General features: G+C 62.5%; 17 protein-coding genes and 1 pseudogene. 8 read left to right on the top strand and 10 right to left on the bottom strand.

Annotated features, from left to right (window positions below):
* Positions 1-17: 17 nt before the first annotated feature.
* Positions 18-1,364 (bottom strand): NADP-specific glutamate dehydrogenase, encoded by a 1,347-nt coding sequence (gdhA, locus tag V8Z78_RS09055; RefSeq protein WP_003064453.1) that lies wholly within the window; start codon positions 1,362-1,364, stop codon positions 18-20.
* A 525-nt stretch (positions 1,365-1,889) separates the two neighbouring features.
* On the opposite strand from gdhA, the pseudogene V8Z78_RS09060 reads away from it, so the two are divergent.
* Both V8Z78_RS09060 and V8Z78_RS09065 read left to right on the top strand, forming a co-directional pair.
* Positions 1,890-3,384 (top strand): annotated as a pseudogene (locus tag V8Z78_RS09060) (MFS transporter).
* On the top strand, positions 3,381-4,085 hold the full coding sequence (locus tag V8Z78_RS09065; RefSeq protein WP_349731253.1) for an aspartate/glutamate racemase family protein: 705 nt from the start codon (positions 3,381-3,383) through the stop codon (positions 4,083-4,085). Before V8Z78_RS09060 ends, V8Z78_RS09065 begins: the two are co-directional and overlap by 4 nt.
* 99 nt (positions 4,086-4,184) lie before the next feature.
* Here the strand turns inward: V8Z78_RS09065 and V8Z78_RS09070 are convergent, their stop codons facing one another.
* The 3 genes from V8Z78_RS09070 to V8Z78_RS09080 form a co-directional block, all read right to left on the bottom strand.
* The gene (locus V8Z78_RS09070) at positions 4,185-5,060 is read right to left on the bottom strand and encodes a MurR/RpiR family transcriptional regulator (protein WP_057091670.1); all 876 of its coding nucleotides are present in this window, start codon (positions 5,058-5,060) and stop codon (positions 4,185-4,187) included.
* A gap of 99 nt (positions 5,061-5,159) precedes the next feature.
* Positions 5,160-7,397 (bottom strand): DNA mismatch repair endonuclease MutL, encoded by a 2,238-nt coding sequence (gene mutL / locus V8Z78_RS09075; RefSeq protein WP_081033912.1) that lies wholly within the window; start codon positions 7,395-7,397, stop codon positions 5,160-5,162.
* 110 nt (positions 7,398-7,507) lie between these two features.
* Entirely contained in the window at positions 7,508-7,756 is a 249-nt protein-coding gene (locus V8Z78_RS09080; protein ID WP_003064462.1) for a hypothetical protein, read from the bottom strand.
* 381 nt (positions 7,757-8,137) lie between these two features.
* Here V8Z78_RS09080 and V8Z78_RS09085 point away from each other — a divergent pair, with 381 nt between their 5' ends.
* Positions 8,138-8,791: a DedA family protein gene (locus V8Z78_RS09085; RefSeq protein WP_003064464.1), complete on the top strand. Its 654-nt coding sequence runs from the start codon at positions 8,138-8,140 to the stop codon at positions 8,789-8,791.
* Positions 8,792-8,896: 105 nt separating this feature from the next.
* On the opposite strand, the gene V8Z78_RS09090 is transcribed toward V8Z78_RS09085, so the two are convergent.
* The 3 genes from V8Z78_RS09090 to tsaE all read right to left on the bottom strand — a co-directional run bounded on the left by V8Z78_RS09090 (position 8,897) and on the right by tsaE (position 11,341).
* Positions 8,897-9,112 (bottom strand): YMGG-like glycine zipper-containing protein, encoded by a 216-nt coding sequence (locus V8Z78_RS09090; protein WP_003064466.1) that lies wholly within the window; start codon positions 9,110-9,112, stop codon positions 8,897-8,899.
* Between the two features lie 184 nt (positions 9,113-9,296).
* Positions 9,297-10,823 (bottom strand): N-acetylmuramoyl-L-alanine amidase, encoded by a 1,527-nt coding sequence (locus V8Z78_RS09095; protein WP_179625658.1) that lies wholly within the window; start codon positions 10,821-10,823, stop codon positions 9,297-9,299.
* Positions 10,820-11,341 (bottom strand): tRNA (adenosine(37)-N6)-threonylcarbamoyltransferase complex ATPase subunit type 1 TsaE, encoded by a 522-nt coding sequence (gene tsaE / locus V8Z78_RS09100; RefSeq protein WP_349731254.1) that lies wholly within the window; start codon positions 11,339-11,341, stop codon positions 10,820-10,822. Before tsaE ends, V8Z78_RS09095 begins: the two co-directional genes overlap by 4 nt.
* A gap of 12 nt (positions 11,342-11,353) precedes the next feature.
* On the opposite strand from tsaE, the gene queG reads away from it, so the two are divergent.
* Entirely contained in the window at positions 11,354-12,394 is a 1,041-nt protein-coding gene (queG, locus tag V8Z78_RS09105; RefSeq protein ID WP_179625659.1) for a tRNA epoxyqueuosine(34) reductase QueG, read from the top strand.
* A 56-nt stretch (positions 12,395-12,450) separates the two neighbouring features.
* On the opposite strand, the gene V8Z78_RS09110 is transcribed toward queG, so the two are convergent.
* The gene (locus V8Z78_RS09110; protein ID WP_012837347.1) at positions 12,451-13,359 is read right to left on the bottom strand and encodes an AEC family transporter; all 909 of its coding nucleotides are present in this window, start codon (positions 13,357-13,359) and stop codon (positions 12,451-12,453) included.
* Between the two features lie 236 nt (positions 13,360-13,595).
* Between V8Z78_RS09110 and V8Z78_RS09115 the strand changes: the two genes are divergently transcribed.
* From V8Z78_RS09115 to V8Z78_RS09125, 3 genes are all read left to right on the top strand, one after another.
* A complete protein-coding gene (locus tag V8Z78_RS09115; protein WP_280040195.1) occupies positions 13,596-14,576 on the top strand; it encodes a tripartite tricarboxylate transporter substrate binding protein BugE in 981 nt (326 codons plus the stop codon).
* Between the two features lie 268 nt (positions 14,577-14,844).
* Positions 14,845-15,063: a DUF4287 domain-containing protein gene (locus V8Z78_RS09120; protein ID WP_081034072.1), complete on the top strand. Its 219-nt coding sequence runs from the start codon at positions 14,845-14,847 to the stop codon at positions 15,061-15,063.
* 437 nt (positions 15,064-15,500) lie between these two features.
* Entirely contained in the window at positions 15,501-15,674 is a 174-nt protein-coding gene (locus tag V8Z78_RS09125; RefSeq protein WP_240701972.1) for a hypothetical protein, read from the top strand.
* Positions 15,675-15,743: 69 nt separating this feature from the next.
* On the opposite strand, the gene V8Z78_RS09130 is transcribed toward V8Z78_RS09125, so the two are convergent.
* Positions 15,744-15,989: a hypothetical protein gene (locus V8Z78_RS09130; protein ID WP_003064482.1), complete on the bottom strand. Its 246-nt coding sequence runs from the start codon at positions 15,987-15,989 to the stop codon at positions 15,744-15,746.
* Positions 15,990-16,151: 162 nt separating this feature from the next.
* Here V8Z78_RS09130 and xerD point away from each other — a divergent pair, with 162 nt between their 5' ends.
* Positions 16,152-17,108 (top strand): site-specific tyrosine recombinase XerD, encoded by a 957-nt coding sequence (xerD, locus tag V8Z78_RS09135; protein ID WP_003064484.1) that lies wholly within the window; start codon positions 16,152-16,154, stop codon positions 17,106-17,108.
* An 8-nt stretch (positions 17,109-17,116) separates the two neighbouring features.
* Here xerD and V8Z78_RS09140 read toward each other — a convergent pair whose 3' ends face one another.
* Positions 17,117-17,767 carry a twin-arginine translocation pathway signal gene (locus V8Z78_RS09140; RefSeq protein WP_046461261.1) on the bottom strand — a complete coding sequence of 217 codons (651 nt, stop codon included), beginning with the start codon at positions 17,765-17,767 and terminating at the stop codon, positions 17,117-17,119.
* Positions 17,768-17,977: the final 210 nt, after the last annotated feature.

Below are 17,977 nucleotides of genomic sequence, written 5' to 3' on the forward strand. Positions count from 1 at the left end.
GTGACGAGCCCTGACGCTCAGATCACGCCTTGTGCCAGCATGGCGTCGGCCACCTTCACAAAGCCGGCGATGTTGGCGCCGTCGATGTAGCTGATGGTGCCGTCTTCGCGCTTGCCGTGCTTCACGCAAGCAGCGTGGATGCTTTGCATGATTTGCAGCAGGCGGGCGTCCACTTCCTCAGCGGGCCAGGACAGGCGGGCCGAGTTTTGCGACATTTCCAGACCCGAAGTGGCCACGCCACCGGCGTTGGATGCCTTGCCGGGTGCGTACAGCACGCCGGCAGCTTCGAAGGCGCGGGCGGCTTCGTTGGTGGAGGGCATGTTGGCGCCTTCAGCCACGCACAGCACGCCGTTGGCGATCAGGGTCTTGGCATCGGCTTCGTTCAGTTCATTCTGAGTGGCGCAAGGCAGGGCCACGTCCACCTTGATGGACCAGGGGCTCTTGCCGGCCAGGAATTCCACGCCGGAAACCAGCTTGGCGTAGTCGCTGACGCGGCCGTACTTGTGGTTCTTCACGTCCATCAGGATGGCCAGCTTTTCGGTGGTGAAACCTGCAGCGTCGTACACGGTGCCCGAGGAGTCGGACACGGTCACGACCTTGGCGCCCAGTTCCATGGCCTTTTCCACGGCGTACTGAGCCACATTGCCCGAACCGGACACGGACACGGTCTTGCCTTCAAAGGACTGGCCGCGAGTGGCCAGCATTTCACGGGCGAAGTAGACGGTGCCGTAGCCGGTGGCTTCGGGGCGGATCAGAGAGCCGCCGAAGGACAGGCCCTTGCCCGTGAACACGGAAGCCGCAGTGTTCGACAGCTTCTTGTACATGCCGGCCATGTAGCCCACTTCACGGCCGCCCACGCCGATGTCGCCTGCGGGCACATCGGTGTCGGGACCCACGTGACGGAACAGCTCGGACACGAAGGCCTGGCAGAAGCGCATGACTTCGGCAGGGCTCTTGCCCTTGGGGTCGAAGTCGGAGCCGCCCTTGCCGCCGCCCATGGGCAGCGTGGTCAGTGCGTTCTTGAAGGTCTGCTCGAAAGCCAGGAACTTCAGCACGGACTGGTTGACCGAGGGGTGGAAGCGCAGACCGCCCTTGAAGGGGCCGATGGCCATGCTGTGCTGGATGCGGAAGCCGCGGTTCACCTGCACTTGGCCCTTGTCGTCAGTCCAGCTCACGCGGAACTGGATGATACGCTCGGGCTCGACCAGGCGCTCCAGCAGGGCGTGCTCGGCGTACTTGGGATTCTTCTCGATGAAGGGCCACAGGCTTTCCATCACTTCGGTGACGGCTTGCAGGAATTCGGGCTGACCGGGGTTGCGTTGTGCCACTTCTTCCAGGAATTGGCCTACGGACTCGTACTTCATAGAGAACTTTCTGACAGGGACAGAGGAATGCGCTGAAACTCGCGAAACCAAAATTATGCCAAAAAGTTATGCCGTCATGCATGGATTCGGTGCATGAGAGCGCAATTCTGGTGCGCTCATGCCCGAATTTGGAACATTGCTGTTGTATTTATTCTTAGTTTTCAGGCACTTGGATGGTGCATTTGAAGTAAAGGATTTTTCATTCCGGTGTCGTAAAAACATTTTTGCGGCCTGTCGCACAAGTGTTTTCGTTGCGTGACGGCCGGCCTCATGCGTTCGCCCTGTCTTATCTGTGTTAGCACCACTGTGGTGCATGTGATTTCAGGCACGGAATCTGCAGTTGTGAAATTGTTTTTTCATCACGGCAGTCACATGAGCCTGGGGATGGCCTCTTTCACCAAGCATCGGGGCTGGGTAAACATGGATTTGAAAAAATGTTTTCATAAATTTAAATATGAAAAATTAATTTCAAACTCGGATTACCGGCCCAGCGCCTGGGCGGTCATCAGCACACAGGAGGTGGATATGGCAGGTGAGATCCCCGTGACGCCCTCGGCGTCAGGCAAAGCCAGTGCGGCGCAGATGCAGCAACTGGAAAATGCGCTCAACCAGATCGGCGTGACGCGCTCGCACAAAAGCATCATCTTTCTGGTGGTCTGCGGCGTGCTCTTCGATGTGTTCGAACAGAACGCGGTCGGCCTGGTCGGCCCTCTGCTGCGCCAGCAATGGGGGCTGGATGCGACGGACATTGCCTTTCTCAACACCATCACTTTTTTTTGCTGCGGCCATGGGGCGCCTGCTTTCGGGCTACCTGGCCGATCGCATGGGACGGCGCTTCATGCTCAATGTGAACCTGGCGCTATTCACGCTGGGGGCCGTCGGCTGCGCACTGGCACCCGATTACGCTTTCCTGGCCGTGGCGCGTGCCATCGTGGGATTTGGTCTGGGTGGAGAAATCACCACGGCCGTGACCATGCTGGCGGAGTTCTGCTCGGCCCGCTTTCGCGGCACGGCAGTCGGTCTCATCAATGTGGGCGGCGGCGGTCTGGGCAATATGCTGGCGCCGGCATTTGCGCTGGGCGTGTTCACGCTGTTCCCGGGTGATGATTCCTGGCGCTGGCTGTTCGGTTGCCTGGTCATGCCGGCCATCTTCATCGTGTTCTACCGCCGCTTCGTGCCGGAGACGCCGCGCTTTCTGCTCTCCAAGGGACGGGTCGAGGAAGCCAATCAGGTGCTGAGCATGCTGGCGGCCGGCAAGCTGGCCAATGCGCAGTACGAGCTGCGCGAGTTCATCACCCCAGGCAGCACCCAGGCGCAGACGGCTGCCGCTCAGATCGTGCAGCGCAGCTCCTTCACCGACATCTTCAGGGGCGGCTATGCGCGGCGCACGATTGCCGTGGGCGTGGCTTCTTGGATGACGTTTGGCGCGCAGCTCTCGGTGCTCACGCTGATGCCGACGATTCTGGTCGCCCAGGGCTATTCCATCACCAAGAGCTTCAGCTTCACCATCGTCATGCAGATGGGCAGTCTGCTTGGGGCGATCGCGGCATCGACCATGGGCTATTACTTTCCGCGCAAGCGGGTGCTGACGGTAGGGGCGATTGCTGCCTGTCTGGCGGGGCTGGCGTTCGGCAACTTCACCGATAGCGTGGCCATGATCTTGGTCTGCGGTGCGCTGTTCCAGTTCTGCGTGCTGACGCTCAACACCTCCATCTGGATCTTTGCGCCCGAGCTCTACCCCACGCGCATCCGGGCGCTGGGAACCTCCTTCCTGCTGGCGCTGGGCACGATTGGCGGCGCCATGTCCCAGGTGCTGGCGGGCAAGATGTTCGACCTGCACGGCGTCTCCGGAATGTTCGGCATGATCGCGGCCATGTATTTCATCTTTGCGATTGCCGTTCAGTTTGCCCCCGAGACCTTTGGCCGCTCCATCGAGGAAGGCGCGGGCGGCGAATCCCATGCCGAGCAGGAGTCTGCCGCTGCAGGCGTGGTCGCTGCTGGCCAGGAGCGCACGGCATGAAGGCTGGCATGCATATTCTGATGATCAACCCCAATACCTCGCAGCAGACCACGGCGCTGATGCTTAGACAGGCGCGGGCCTGTCTGCCGCCCGGCGTGCTGCTGCACGGCGCGACGGCCGAGCGGGGAGCGGCCATGATTACCGACGAGGCGGGACTGAAGATTGCCGAGCAGGAGGTGCTGCGGCTGGGCCTGGGCTTTGCCCAGGGCGATGACAGCCAGGCTGGCCGGGCCATCATCGTGGCCGCCTTCGGCAATCCGGGGCTGGAGCTGCTGCGTGCGGCCCTGCCGGAGCGGGTTGCCGCCTTCGGCATAGGCGAAGCCGCCATGCTGCAGGCCGCTAGAGATGAGCAGGGCCGCCCGCGCTGCTTTGGCATTGCGACGACCACGCCGGGGCTGGAGGCTTCGATTGCCGCCTCGGTCGAGGCGCTGGGCCTGACGCCCTGGTTCTGCGGCACCCGCATTGCCCAGGGCGAACCGCTGGTGCTGGCTGCAGATCCGGCCTTGCAGTGCGAGCGCCTGGGCGATGCCGTGGCCCAATGCGTGCAGCGCGATGGCGCGCAGGCCGTGGTGATCGGCGGCGGCCCGTTGTCCGAAGCCGCGCTGTGGCTGGCGCCGCGCTTTGAGGTGCCGGTGCTGTCGCCCGTGGTGGCCGCGATGCAGGCGGCGCTGGCCGGCCTGTCGTTCGCCGTTGCTAGCTGATTGCTATTGATTCAAGAGCTTATACCGCCAGTCATTCATGTTTTTCAGATTGAAAAATATCTGAAGTCTATGAATAACAAGCGCAACAAGCTTTTGATTTCATAGCATCTCGTCCAGCGCATCGTGGCTGGTCTCGATGGCCGCCATATGTCTGCGACCCGGCTGCCCGCTTTGCTGCAAGGTAGCCGTGGCAATCAGGTGGCAGAGCATGAAAAGCGCCGTGTGATTGTCCAGCGGTCCCGGGGCCGAGGTCTGCACGCGCAGCAGCCAGTCCGCCTCGGGGGCCGGGCTGGCATGGTCGGTGATGCAGATCAGGCGGGCACCCAGCAGCCTGGCCTGGCGCGCGAACTCGCTGACCACGCGCACGCTGCGGCGCAGGGCAAAGATCACCACAACATCGTTTTCGCCGATCTGGGCCGCGTATTCGCCCAGGGTCTCGCCGGCGCCGGGGATGACCTGGCTGGGCATCTCCAGTGCCTGCAGCAGCTGCCAGCGCAGATAGGCGGCAAAGTTGCGGTTCTGGCGATAGCCGACAAAGAACAGCTGGCGCGCGCCGATCAGGGCCAGGGCGATGTCCTCCAGCTGCTGTGCCGAGATCTGTCCTATGGTGACAGCCAGATTCTCCGAGGCCTGGCGCAGATGGGTGGCAATCACATCTGCCGTGGGCCGGCCCTGGGCCGATGCGGCAGCCAGAAACAGTGGTGAGCCGTTATCGCCCTGGGCGCGGGCATGGCGGCGTGCATCCTCGTAGCCCTCATAGCCCAGCCGCTGTATGAAGCGTGTGACCGTGGCATTCGAGACCCCCGTGAGCTTGGCCATCTCGGCCGCCGCATAGCTCGACAGATTGCCGGGAAAATCCAGCAGGAATTCAGCCAGCCGCCGCTCCGAGGGCGGCAGCTGCGGCAGGGCCGCACGCACGCGGGCGATGAAGGAGTGGGCTTCGGCGGGTTCCGGGGTGGAGGAGCTGGGGTTCATGACGGCGGATGGCAGGCGGGCCCGCTGATCTGCCGGCCCGCTGTTTTTTGTCGATATTGGCAATGTAGCGGCTATTTGGCGGCCATTGCCGAGCTGCCGTCAGCGCCCGCGTAGAAACAGCGCATCCAGCTCCTTCATGCTGAGCTGGCGCCAGGTGGGGCGGCCATGGTTGCACTGGTCGGAGCGCTCGGTCACCTCCATCTGGCGCAGCAGCGCATTCATCTCGTCCAGCGTGAGCTTGCGGTTGGCGCGCACCGCGCCGTGGCAGGCCATGGTGGCCAGAATCTCGTTGCGCGCGCGCTGCACCACGGTGCTTGCGTCATGCTGGGCCAGTTCGGCCAGCACGCTGCGCGCCAGCTCCACGGCATCGCCCTGGGCCAGCGTGGCCGGCACGGCGCGCACGGCCAGGGTCTTGGGCGAGAAGGGCGAGACTTCCATGCCCAGGGTCAGCAAGGTCTCTGCATGGGCCTCGGCCGTGGCGACTTCCTCGGGCGTGGCGGCAAAGGTGGCGGGAATCAGCAGCGGCTGGCTGGGAATCTGCTGGTCGCCATTTTCCGTATTCACGGCATTCTTGAGCTGCTCGTAGACGATGCGCTCATGGGCGGCATGCATGTCCACGATGACCATGCCCTGGCTGTTCTCGGCCAGGATATAGACGCCATGCAGCTGGGCCACGGCCCGGCCCAGCGGCCAGACGGGGGTGTTGTCTGCCGCAGCCGTTACGGGTGGTTGCGCTGCTGGCGCTGCGGCATGTTCGGCAGTGTGCGTGGCAGCAGCAGGTTCGACCGGGGCTGCAGCTGCAGCATTGGCAACGATCTCCGTAGCGGCTGGTGCTTCCTGCATCTGGGGTGCAGGCGCTTTTCGCTGAAAGTAGCTGGACTGGCCCGAAGGGCGCAGCCTGATGCCTTCGTCCTCGGGCTGAGGCACGGGGCTTGGCATGGCCGTGGTGTTGGTGATCGTGGTCGCGCCGGTGGCCGATTCAGGCGTCGCGGGCGTGGCGTTCGCTGGGGCTGGTGCCGCAGTCGCCATCTGGGGCGCGGGTGCGGCTTCCGCAGTGGCTTCACGCATGGGCTCCCAGAGCTTGGCCATATCGCGCACGGGGTTGCCGATGGCGGGTTCGCCAAAGCTCATGCGGGTTTGCGGCCAGGCCGGGGCTGCGGCGGGCTTGGTCGCGGCCTTGGCCGCGACAGGCGTGGCAGTGCTGTCGTCGATCAGGCCGGGCTGGCGTGCGGCTTCCTGGGCCGCCGCCTCGACCACGGCCGCGGCGCGCGGCGTGGCCAGCGCGTTCTCTATCGCGTGGCGCACCGCCTGGTGGACTTCGCGGCTGTCGCGAAAACGTACCTCGATCTTGGTGGGGTGCACGTTCACATCCACACGCGCGGGGTCGATCTCTATGTAGAGCGCGTAGACCGGCTGCTTGTTGCCGTGCAGCACGTCCTCGTAGGCTGCACGGGCCGCATGTGTCAATACCTTGTCGCGCACAAAGCGGCCATTGACATAGCAGAACTGCTGGTCGGGACGCGAGCGCGCCGCGTCCGGGATGCCGGCGCGGCCCGTGACATGGACGGGGCCGGCCCAGTGATCGACGGCGACCGAGTTGTCGACAAATTTGTCGTTCAGCACATCGGCCAGGCGGCGCGACAAGGCTTCGTCGGGCGTGCTGCCGGCAGCGCGCCATTGCTCGACGAGCTTGCCTTCATGCCAGATGGCAAAGCCCACATCGGGGCGAGCCAGTGCATGGCGACGCACGGACTCTATACAATGCGCGAGCTCGGTGGCATCGGTCTTGAGGAATTTGCGACGCGCGGGCGTGGAGAAGAACAACTCCTTGACCTCTACGGTCGTGCCCTGGTTGCGTGCGGCGGGGCGCAGCTCGCCGCTGCGTGCATCCAGCAGATAGGCCGAGTCCTGACCTGCGGGGCGCGAGAAGATGGAGGTTTCCGATACCGAGGCAATGGCGGCCAGTGCCTCGCCGCGAAAGCCCATGGTGGCCACGGTTTCCAGATCGTGCAGATCGCTGATCTTGCTGGTGGCATGGCGGCGCAGGGCCACGGGCAGCTCGTCGCGCGGGATGCCGCAGCCGTCGTCTTCCACCGCGATCAGGCGCACACCGCCGGCCAGCAGGCGCACGGTGATCTGGGCTGCGCCCGAGTCCAGAGCGTTGTCCACCAGTTCGCGCACCACGGAGGCGGGGCGCTCGACCACCTCGCCGGCAGCGATCTGGCTGATCAGCTCGTCGGGCAGGTCGCGAATCGGCCGGCGCACGGGGGCAGCCTGGTCGGCGGTTTCGGTAGGGGAGGGGGAGAGTTCGGGGCTGGTTGCGTTCACGGCAACCATTCTAGGCGGCTGTACAAACCGGCCGGGAAGTGAGTTTTTTGAAGGGCGAAAACACAAAGAGCCGCCGGAATATTTCTGGCAGCTCTTTGTTCAGTCCGTGGGCGCAGGGCTTAGTGGCGGTGGCGGTAGCCGCCCTTGGTCAGTTCGTTACCGATCAGCGCACCGGCGGCAGCACCGCCGATGGTGCCCACGGGGCCGCCAAACAGCACGTTGCCCACTGCACCGCCGGCCACGGCACCTGCGCCGATACCGACTTGCTGACGGCTGGGGCCATGGGCGCAGCCGCCCAGTGCCAGGGCGCCGGTCAGTGCGGCTGCCAGAGTCAGGGCCTTGCCATAGCGCATTGTGAATGTCTTCATGTTCGTATTCCTCTCGTCGTGCTAGTTATGGAAAGCGGTCTGGTCTCTGTGCCCACTCCTGCACATGCGGGAGGCTGGAGATGCCGGACTTTGTTGGCCAGGGGGCCGATGTCGTGATTTGCAATGCACGGCTTGCGGCGACACATCTCTACTGTGCCAGCAGAAATGGCAAGCTGACGTATTGTTGACGTTTAGTTTTATCAAAACTTGTAACAAACCAGCATTAAAAGGCCGGCCTTGTTGCAGTCTGCAAGCAGCTGTGAGTTTGCTCTCAAAAACATGGCACTACAGCAAAAGGTGGAGCGTCTGCGGGCTTTGGGGGCGCAGTACATTACTGGCCGGCATACGCCGGTATGCCAATCCATTTTTGAGGACCGTGTTTTGGAAATCATTCAGTTTCTGATCGACTTCATCCTGCATATCGACAAGCATCTGGAAGCCTTTGTCGTGGCCTATGGGCCTTGGGTGTATGCCCTGCTGTTCATCATCGTGTTTGTCGAAACCGGTGTGGTGGTCATGCCTTTTCTGCCCGGTGACTCGCTGATGTTCATCGTCGGCGCGCTGTGCGGAGCCGGCTACATGAGCTACCCGTTGGCGGTGGTGGTGCTGCTGGCAGCAGCCATCCTGGGTGACCAGAGCAATTACACGATAGGCCGCTACCTGGGCCCCAAGGTGTTTCAGTGGGAGGACTCGCGCTGGTTCAACCGCAAGGCTTTTGACCAGGCCCACAACTTCTATGAGCGCTATGGCGGCGTGACCATCATTCTTGCGCGCTTCATGCCTTTCATCCGCACCTTTGCACCTTTCGTGGCCGGTGTGGCTCATATGAGCCGCGCCAAGTTCAGCCTGTTCAATGTCGTGGGAGCCGTGCTCTGGGTGGTGGGCATCAGCGCCGCAGGCTACTTCTTCGGCAATATGGAATGGGTGAAGAACAATCTTGAAAAAATCATCTGGGGTCTGATCCTGGTGCCGGGTCTGATCGCCATCTTCGGTGCCTGGCGCGCCGGCAAGGCCGAAAAGGCCAGGACCGCCTGATCCGCGCTCTTGCCAGCGCTTTGCCCCGACCGGAAAGCGCTGACCCATGAAAAAGCCCCGGCATGCCGGGGCTTCTTTTTTGGCATTCAGATCGCATCGAGGCGTTTATTTGCGCTTGCCTACCTCGTTGCCGATCAGCGCGCCTGCCGCGGCACCGCCTACGGTGCCCAAAGTGGAACCAAACAGTGCATCACCGACCACGCCGCCAGCGACGGCGCCGACACCGGTGCCGATCTGGGCATTGGTGGGCGAGGTGGAGCAGCCTGCCATGGCAAGCGTGAAGGCTGCAGACACGGTGATGGCAAGAGTTCGCAGTTTCATGAGGTCTCTCCTGTACAGCAGCCCTAGAGGCCAGCTTTCATAAGAACATGCCCTGATCTTGAACCTTTTGCCCTGGTTTTCAGGTAGGAGAGAGGGCCAAGCCTGTGTCATTCAGGCTTGGCGACTGTCATCAAGCCGGCTTGTCGGCTGACAGTCAGCACGGTGGTTTTGTGTAAGCACACACTTAAACCGATCGGCTGCGCGCCAGGGGCGGATTGTGGGCGAAGTACTTGCGTATGCCCGTCATCAGTGCATCGGCCAGTTGCTCGCGGTAGGCAGCAGAGGCCAGCTTGGCTTCCTCCTCGGGATTGCTGATGAAGGCCGTTTCCACCAGCACGCTGGGAATGTCGGGGGCCTTCAGCACGGCAAAGCCGGCCTGCTCCACGCGGGCCTTGTGCAGCTTGGCCATGCTGCCGATCTCGCCCAGCAGCGAAGTGCCCAGTTTGAGGCTGTCCTTGATCTGAGCCGTGGTGCTCATGTCCAGCAGCATGCGCTGCACATGCTGGTCCTGCAGTCCGCCGACGTTCAGGCCGCCCACGAGGTCGGCCTGATTTTCCTTGTTGGCCAGCCAGCGGGCGGCCGTGCTCGAGGCGCCGCGTTCGCTGAGCGCAAACACGCTGGCACCGCGCGCTGCCGGGGTAGTGAAGGCATCGGCATGTATGCTGATGAACAGATCGGCCTGGACACGGCGGGCTTTTTCCACGCGTGTGGCCAGGGGCACGAAGAAGTCGGCATCGCGCGTCATGAAGGCGCGCATGGGGCTGCCGCCGATGCGCGAGTTGTTGATGCGCTCGCGCAGCAGATGGGCGACCTTGAGCACCACGTCTTTTTCACGCAGGCCGCTGGGACCGGTGGCGCCGGGGTCTTCGCCGCCATGGCCGGGGTCCAGTGCCACGATGATGATGCGGTCCGTGCTTTGCGAGGTGGCAATATTGGGTGCAGGCCTTGGGGCCGGTGCCGGGCGTGGCGCGGGAGCCGGTGGCGGCGGCACGGGAGCCGGTGCCGGAGCCTGTGCAATTACCGCGGGAGCCGGTGCTGGAGTGCTGGGGCGCTGGTTGCGCTGGGCAATGAGGTCACCCAGGGGGTCGGCCTGGGGTGCTGTGGCAATCGCTACAGGGGGCGGTGTCGTGATGGTAGGGTTATGCGGTGCCGGCGCGGCGGCCGTGCTGCCAGCATCGCGCAGGCGCTCGCTGATCAGGGCTTCCAACGGATCCACGGCCTTGGCGGGATAGAGGTCCAGTACCAGCCGGTGCTTGTAGGGAGCAATCGGGGCCAGCGTGAAGACCTGGGGCCTGGCTTCCTGCTTGAGGTCGATCACCAGACGCACCACGCCGGGTGCAAACTGGCCGACGCGGATGCTGGCGATATTGGGGTCGTCGGAGCGGACCTTGGCCACCAGTTCCTTGAGCGCCGGGTTCAGATCCAGGCCCTCGATATCGACGGCCAGGCGCGGCGGGCTGGGCACGAAGACCGGCTTGGCCGTCAGCGGAATATCGGATTCCAGCGTGACGCGCGAGTAGTCGGGTGCGGGCCAGACGCGCACGGCCACGATGCTCGCGCCCTGCGCAATATGCTGGCGACCCAGCAGCAGAACCACGCCGCCTGCCTGCAGCAGATTGCGGCGGGAGAGGCCCGGTCGGGAAGGGCCCGGCGGGGAGAGATCCAGTCGGGGCTGATCGAGAAAAGCCGTGGAGGAAGTTGTTTTGCTCATGCCGTCAATGCTTCAAGCACGGTGCAGCCTGCGGGGGTGCCGGCCTTGAGCGTCACCTGTCGCTGCACATCGTCAATTGCTTCGATATGGATAGCTATATCCGCAACAGGTGTAACCGCTGCAGCCTTTTCAGGCCATTCTGCCAGCTTGAGTCCGGCGCTGGCAAAAATGTCACGAAAACCTGCATCTTCCCATTCGCGCGGATCGTCGAAGCGGTAGAAGTCAAAGTGCCAGATCGAGAGATCGCCGGCCTCATGCGGCTCCACCACGGCATAGGTCGGGCTCTTGATACGGCCCTGCACGCCCAGGGCGCGCAACCAGTGGCGCACCAGCGTGGTCTTGCCCGCACCCAGGTCGCCATGCAGGGTCACATAGGCGTTGCGCAGCTGAGGCAGGGCGGCCAGTTGCCGGGCGAAGCGCTCGGTTTCCTGTTCGCTTTGCCAGAGTATCTGGCGCTGCGCCAGCGCCGGCGTGGGCTCGCTTCCTACAATTCGGGATGTATGTTGAGCAGCAGTCAATTGGTTCCTTTGATGCAAGCCTGGGCTCGCGAGCTGGGATTTTCCCAAATCGGCGTGGCGGGCGTGGATTTGTCCTCGGCAGAACCCGGTTTGCTGCAATGGTTGGCGCAAGGGTTTCATGGCGAGATGCATTACATGCAGGCCCATGGTTTGAAACGAGCCCGGCCAGCGGAATTAGTTCCCGGCACGGTGAGCGTGATTACCGCGCGCATGGATTATCTGCCGCGCGAGACCGGGGACGGTTGGCAGGCCGTGGAATGGGACCGGCTCAAGCGTCCCGAAGAAGGCATTGTCTCCATCTACGCCAGAGGCCGTGACTATCACAAGGTGCTGCGCAACCGCCTGCAGAAGCTGGCCGAGCGCATCGCACAGGAAATAGGCCCGTTCGGCCACCGTGCCTTTACCGACTCCGCACCGGTGCTGGAGGCCGAGCTGGCCAGCCGCAGCGGCCAGGGCTGGCGCGGCAAGCACACCCTGGTGCTGAGCCGCGAGGCCGGATCGATGTTCTTTCTGGGCGAAATCTATGTGGACTTTGCACTCGAGCCTACGGCCCCGGTCACGGCGCACTGCGGCAGCTGCTCGTCCTGCATCGACGCCTGCCCCACGGGTGCCATCATCACGCCGCACAAGGTCGATGCGCGGCGCTGCATCTCCTATCTGACCATCGAACATGCGGGAAGCATTCCCGAGGAACTGCGGCCCTTGATGGCCAACCGCATCTATGGCTGCGATGACTGCCAGCTGGCCTGCCCCTGGAACAAGTTTGCCCAGCCCAGCGTCTTGCCTGACTTCGACGCCCGCGCCGCACTGGCCGGCACGCAGCTGGTGCATTTCCTGGCCTGGGATGAAGCCACTTTCCTGCGCGTGACCGAGGGCAGCCCCATCCGCCGCATCGGGCATGTGCGCTGGCTGCGCAATGTGGCCGTGGCCCTGGGCAATGCCTGGCGCGAAACCGGCAGGCCCGAACTCAGGGCCGCGCTGCAGAGCCGGGCCGATCATCCCGACCCCGTGGTGGTCGAACATGTGGCCTGGGCGCTGGCGCAGCGCGCCTGACCTTTAGTGAAATTGGCCTCTATCACTTATCCAGTAAGCACAAGAAGCTATCAAATTCAAATACCGATCAGCCAGAGCCCGAAGGGCAGGCTGAGCACGCCCAGCATCGTGGACAGCGACACCAGACTGGCCACAAACGAGCCTTCATAGCCCATGCGCACAGCCAGCACATAGCAGGACGAGGCAGTAGGTAGGCTGGAGAACGCCATCAACGCAATCGCCTGCGGCTGGTTGAGGTGGAACAGCTGAACCATGGCAAAGGCGATCAGCGGCTGTATGGCATGGCGTATCAGCAGCAACTCGCTGGCCAGCAGCTTGTTGCTGGCCAGTGCACTGAGCTTGAGGCCGGCGCCGGCGGCCATCAGGCCCAGTGCGATCGAGGCCGCACCGATGCGTGCCACGGGGGCTTCCAGCAAGGCCGGAATTTTCAGTCCGGCGGCATTGAACAGCAGGGCGCTGACGGTGGCGATGATCAGCGGATTGCGCAGCAGATGACCGACAAAATGCTGGTCGCTGCCACGCGTCATGGGCCAGACGGCGGCCACATTGAACAGCGGCACGGATACGCCGATCAGCACCGAGACATAGAGCAGTCCGTCAGGACCCGCCAAGCGCGAAACCAGTGCCAGCGCGATAAAGGAGTTGAAGCGAAACGCCACTTGCGCGGCTCCCGCATAGCCGCGTGCATCGATGCGCCGGCCAAGAAGAGGCAGGTGTGGAAGGCTGTAGGTCAGCGCAATGCCCAGCAGGCCTCCCAGCACACCGGCGGCCAGCAATTGGCTGGCGTCGCCCCACTGGATCGGGTTGCGCGTGATGGAGTGAAACAGCAGCACCGGAAACAGCAGGTAGTAGACGAGCTGCTCCACGGCTTGCCAGACGCTGCGGTTGATGGGCGTGAAACGGCACAGCACATAGCCCAGCACGATGAGCGCGAAATCGGGAAAAAGCAGTTCTAGATAGTTCACGGCCTGTAAGCATAGGGCCGGTCATAGGTTTGCTGAGAGAAAGCTGTCGCCAAGTTTCTATGTAGTAGTACTTACTGTTGTCGCTCGGCTCATTCGAGCTGAACTTTGATGCGCTTCAAGGAAATGGTGTGAATCTAGGGTAATTACTGAGAAATCAGGGCTAACAAGAATGTGTCGGGTTTTTTGCGGCACGTACCATCAGCCGTTAATTTCAGAACTCATAAGGAGACCCCTTCATGAATCGTCGTATGTGCGTGGGCCTGACAATGGCTCTGGCAACTGTAGGTTTCTCGACTGGTGTGTTGGCTGAGGCCAGCTACCCCACCAAGCCCATCAAGCTGCTGGTGCCCTTTGCCGCAGGCGGCACGACCGACATCATTGCGCGTGTGATCGCCGAGCCGCTGAGCAAGGAACTGGGTCAGTCCGTGGTGGTGGACAACAAGGGCGGTGGCGGCGGCGTCATCGGTGCGCAGGAAACCGCGCGCCAGAAGCCCGACGGTTACAACCTGGGTATTTCCACCCTGTCGACCATGGCCACCAATCCGGCCATCAACCCCAAGACTCCCTACAACCCGCTGACGGACTTCACGCCCATCATCAATATTGCGGCCACGCCCAATGTGATCGCCGTGAACCCCAAGTTCCCCGGTGCGGCTAACTACAAGGCTTTCGAGGCCGAGCTCAAGGCCAATCCCGGCAAGTACTCCTATGGCTCGTCCGGTACGGGCGGCATCCAGCACATGCTGATGGAGCTGTACAAGTCGCTGACCGGCATCCAGATGACCCATGTGCCTTACCGCGGCGCGGGCCCGGCCCTGAACGACGCGGTTGCCGGCCAGATTCCCATGATTCTGGACAACCTGCCTTCGGCGCTGCCCTTCATCAAGGACAACCGCCTCAAGGCCATCGCCGTGGCAGCTCCCCAGCGTCTGGCCGTGCTGCCTGACGTGCCCACCTTCAAGGAAGTGGGTCTGCCCCAGGTCAATCGCATGGCTTCCTACGGCATTCTGGGCCCCAAGGGCATGGACAAGGCCATGGTCGACAAGATCAATGCCGCCGTGAAGAAGGTGTTGCAGGACCCCGCGGTCAAGAAGCGCATCGAAGACACCGGTTCGCTGGTGGTGGGCAACTCTCCTCAGGAATTCGCCAAGGAACTGAAGGAAGAGTTCGAAACCTACAAGCAGGTCGTGGCCAAGCAGAAGCTGACACTGGACTAAGCAGTTGATCTGCTGCCGATGCAGTAGCGGATACCGCAAGCCCGAATTGCCTTTGAGGCCATTCGGGCTTTGTTTTTATATGCCGGGGCCGGGACAGGGCGATGAGGTGGGCTGATTTCGGCCCTGAGCAGCCAATCGATACACAAAAACAAGGCCAGGTGAGGGTGAATAAGCCAAAGAAGCATCAATGTGCTCATTGTCCAAGGCGTTGAGCTCGATTTGTCGGGTGCTTTGCGTCAGATCCTTTATCCAGTCATCGGAGGTGTGCATGGCAAGTGAACAAAAGATCAAAGGACCCGCGTCCTACTTTCCTTCCATCGAGAAGACCTATGGAAAGCCGGTCACGCACTGGCTCAAGATTCTCGATGAGCTGCGCGATAAAAAACATATGGAGCAGGTCGCACATCTCAAACTCGAGCACGGCATCGGTCATGGACATGCGAACGCGCTTGTTGCATACCATAGGGAACAGCCCGGCGCTTGTTAGATGATTCAGGCCGATGCCGCTTCACTTGCATGTCGTATGCCGTGCAGTGCATATGCCGAAAAACCGGGCTTCCAGCCCTGTCTACCGTTTGTTTTCGTGCCAGCCTGTACTGCAAGCGCCTGATGCGGACTGAGTACCGCTGCCGCCTATATGGCATGAGGTTTCCATATCCATCGGAGCCATGAAATTCAAGAGGGTGCTGCGTGAAGCGTTAAGGTTCTGGCCATCGCGGATGGCGATTTCAGATGGGAAGCTCGTGGCTGGCGGTGGCGGTCTGTTTCCGCAGCTGTCCGGGCTGCTGGAGTTTGCACAAGCTCATGCCAAGGCGTGGAGCGAGGCGCATCAGCTGATGGTCTGGGGGCTTCTGTGCCTTGCACAAAGATGCGGTCACGAGCGTCAAAGCGGGCCAAGGCGGGATTACAAAATCGGATCTCGATATGAGGTATCTGCGCCAGAAGTACCAGGAGAGCCTGTTCGCCAGCGGCAGTCACTACCCGCGCCAGATGCTGCGTGCATATCGGCGCGAGCTGGAGAGCCGGTCGAGATCCAGGCAGTCTCTCAAGCCGGCTCACATCGGCAAGCTGTCGCTTGTGGCTCGGCTTCAACATTGAGTGCCCGTTTCTGGTCGGCCCAAGCGGCGGCTCATGGCCGTTTGCGCCACGGCAGGCGAAGTGGATGGGCTAAAGCTGGGTGAGCTCGACAGTGTCGTTGAGCCCAAGCGCCTCATCGAGGAGGCTTTGCAACGCTAAGGCCGCGACAGTGCGATCCGCCAGGTGGTCGATGAAATAGAAACCGTCCGGCTCTATCGCGTAGCTGTAAGCCTCGCCCATCACTTCTGGATTGTTCGGGTTGGGCAACCTTCCAAGCAGCGCAGTGGGGTCGTAATTGCCTGGCACGACACATTTGATTTTGTACTCTCGTCCCATGTCTCCGAATCCGTCTTCAGTCTGATTTTGTCCTCCCTGAGCTTACTCCACGGCCAACTTCGAGCATGGATTGCCTCTGGCCCGCGATCTGACCAGTAGCGCCATATCGCATGGGTCCGCCGTCAAACACGCACTGCCTTCACCAGCGTGTACGCTAGCCCCATGTCCGATGCCCCCAAAAAAGCCCGCAAACCGCAGATTCCCGATGATTGGCCGCAGCCCTTGCCGCAGAGCCAGCATGCGCTCGATCAGTTCATCGATGCCCTCTTGCTGGAGGACGGGCTTTCGCGCAATACCTTGTCCGCTTACCGGCGTGACCTGACGGCGACTGCGCGCTGGCTGGCGCGGCTGCAGCCGCCCAAGGCGCTGGATGCTGCGCTGGAAGGCGATCTGCAGGGCTATTTCACGGCCCGTGTGGAGGGCACCAAGGCAACCTCCTCGAACCGTAGGCTGACGGTGTTGCGTCGCTATTTTCACTGGGCGCTGCGTGAAAAGCGCATCGCTGCCGACCCCACGGTGCGCATGCTGGCGGCCAAACAGCCGCCGCGCATGCCCAAGACCCTGACCCAGGAGCAGGTGGAGGCCCTGCTCGATGCGCCCGATGTGGACAGCCCGCTGGGCTTGCGCGATCGCGCCATGCTGGAGCTGATGTATGCCAGCGGTCTGCGCGTCAGCGAACTGGTGGGCGTGCGCATGCATGAACTGGACCTGCGCTCGGGCGTGCTGCGCGTGACGGGCAAGGGGCGCAAGGAGCGGCTGGTGCCGTTCGGCCAGGAGGCGCAGCACTGGCTGGAGCGCTATCTGCAGCAGGCGCGAGCGGCGATTCTGGGAGGGCAGCAGACCGAGGAGGTGTTTGTGACCCAGCGCGGTGCGGGCATGAGCCGCGTGATGTTCTGGGTCATCGTCAAGAAATGCGCGCAGATCGCGGGGATCAACTCGCCCCTCTCGCCGCATACGCTGCGCCATGCGTTTGCCACCCATTTGCTCAACCATGGCGCTGACCTTCGCGTGGTGCAGATGCTGCTGGGGCATGCCGATATCTCCACCACCACTATCTACACCCATGTGGCGCGTGAGCGGCTCAAGGCCCTGCACGCCGAGCATCACCCGCGCGGCTGAGCCGCTGCCTAGGCTGTCGCGCTGCCAAGCTGCAGGTGGTACAGCCCCCAGACGGCAGCAGGAAAGCGCTGCTTGACTGGCAACTGGCCGAGCTCCGGAATCTGATGGGCTGCAAAAATGGCCCAGAGCGGGCCCACGCCGCCCATGGCCAACGGCACGCCGTCCAGCTGGGTGGCGATCAGCATGCGCCAGCGCACGGCCTGGGCCAGCGGCATCTGGCTGCGATAGCCGTCTATGCCCTGCAAAGTCAGTTGCAGGCCGCGCGCCATGGCCTGGCCTACATCCACGCCGGCGGCTTGCAGCACCTGCTCCAGCAGCGGGCCTTGCAGGTTGTGTTCGGCTTCGTCGTATTCAAGCGTGGTCCTGAGCGTCTGCTGCTCCAGGCTGTTGAGCGCATCCATGCCGCAGGACCAGGCTGCATCGAACAGATAGCCATGGATGATCAGCATGCGGTCCGCAACGGCCTGCGGCTTGCCGCGATTGGCCTGCACACCGGGGCCGCTGATGGTGAGCACTGCGGGTTGCAGGCCATCGAGCACACAGGTGCGGGAGGCCTTGCGTGTGGCCGCGGCGGGCAGAGCCATGGCGCCCAGTGCAGCGCCCGCAGCACCGCTTCGCAGCAAGATGGAGCGACGTGATAGAGGTTGTTTTTCTGTCATGGGGCGCTTTCTTTGTGGAGATTGCTGCAGTCTAGCGGCAAGCCTTGCGGGCGTCATTGCGACACGTCGATGAAGATGTTGGCCGGTTGGAGTGTTGGTCTATTTGAATGTTTGAAGTTTTATTTTGATGTTTTCTGTCCAATGGATTGACGAATCGTCGTCCAAATCAACCGGGGAATTCACTTTGGTCAAAAATGCAGGTCTTGATTT

Source organism: Comamonas sp. wu1-DMT, from assembly GCF_040187805.1.
GTDB lineage: Bacteria > Pseudomonadota > Gammaproteobacteria > Burkholderiales > Burkholderiaceae_C > Comamonas > Comamonas thiooxydans.

Coding starts and splice junctions, on each gene's coding strand:
- gdhA (WP_003064453.1), bottom strand. CDS start 1,364: ATGAAGTACGAGTCCGTAGGCCAATTCCTGGAAGAAGTGGCACAACGC.
- V8Z78_RS09065 (WP_349731253.1), top strand. CDS start 3,381: ATGAAGGCTGGCATGCATATTCTGATGATCAACCCCAATACCTCGCAG.
- V8Z78_RS09070 (WP_057091670.1), bottom strand. CDS start 5,060: ATGAACCCCAGCTCCTCCACCCCGGAACCCGCCGAAGCCCACTCCTTC.
- mutL (WP_081033912.1), bottom strand. CDS start 7,397: ATGGTTGCCGTGAACGCAACCAGCCCCGAACTCTCCCCCTCCCCTACC.
- V8Z78_RS09080 (WP_003064462.1), bottom strand. CDS start 7,756: ATGAAGACATTCACAATGCGCTATGGCAAGGCCCTGACTCTGGCAGCC.
- V8Z78_RS09090 (WP_003064466.1), bottom strand. CDS start 9,112: ATGAAACTGCGAACTCTTGCCATCACCGTGTCTGCAGCCTTCACGCTT.
- V8Z78_RS09095 (WP_179625658.1), bottom strand. CDS start 10,823: ATGAGCAAAACAACTTCCTCCACGGCTTTTCTCGATCAGCCCCGACTG.
- queG (WP_179625659.1), top strand. CDS start 11,354: ATGCAAGCCTGGGCTCGCGAGCTGGGATTTTCCCAAATCGGCGTGGCG.
- V8Z78_RS09115 (WP_280040195.1), top strand. CDS start 13,596: ATGAATCGTCGTATGTGCGTGGGCCTGACAATGGCTCTGGCAACTGTA.
- V8Z78_RS09120 (WP_081034072.1), top strand. CDS start 14,845: ATGGCAAGTGAACAAAAGATCAAAGGACCCGCGTCCTACTTTCCTTCC.
- V8Z78_RS09125 (WP_240701972.1), top strand. CDS start 15,501: ATGAGGTATCTGCGCCAGAAGTACCAGGAGAGCCTGTTCGCCAGCGGC.
- V8Z78_RS09130 (WP_003064482.1), bottom strand. CDS start 15,989: ATGGGACGAGAGTACAAAATCAAATGTGTCGTGCCAGGCAATTACGAC.
- xerD (WP_003064484.1), top strand. CDS start 16,152: ATGTCCGATGCCCCCAAAAAAGCCCGCAAACCGCAGATTCCCGATGAT.
- V8Z78_RS09140 (WP_046461261.1), bottom strand. CDS start 17,767: ATGACAGAAAAACAACCTCTATCACGTCGCTCCATCTTGCTGCGAAGC.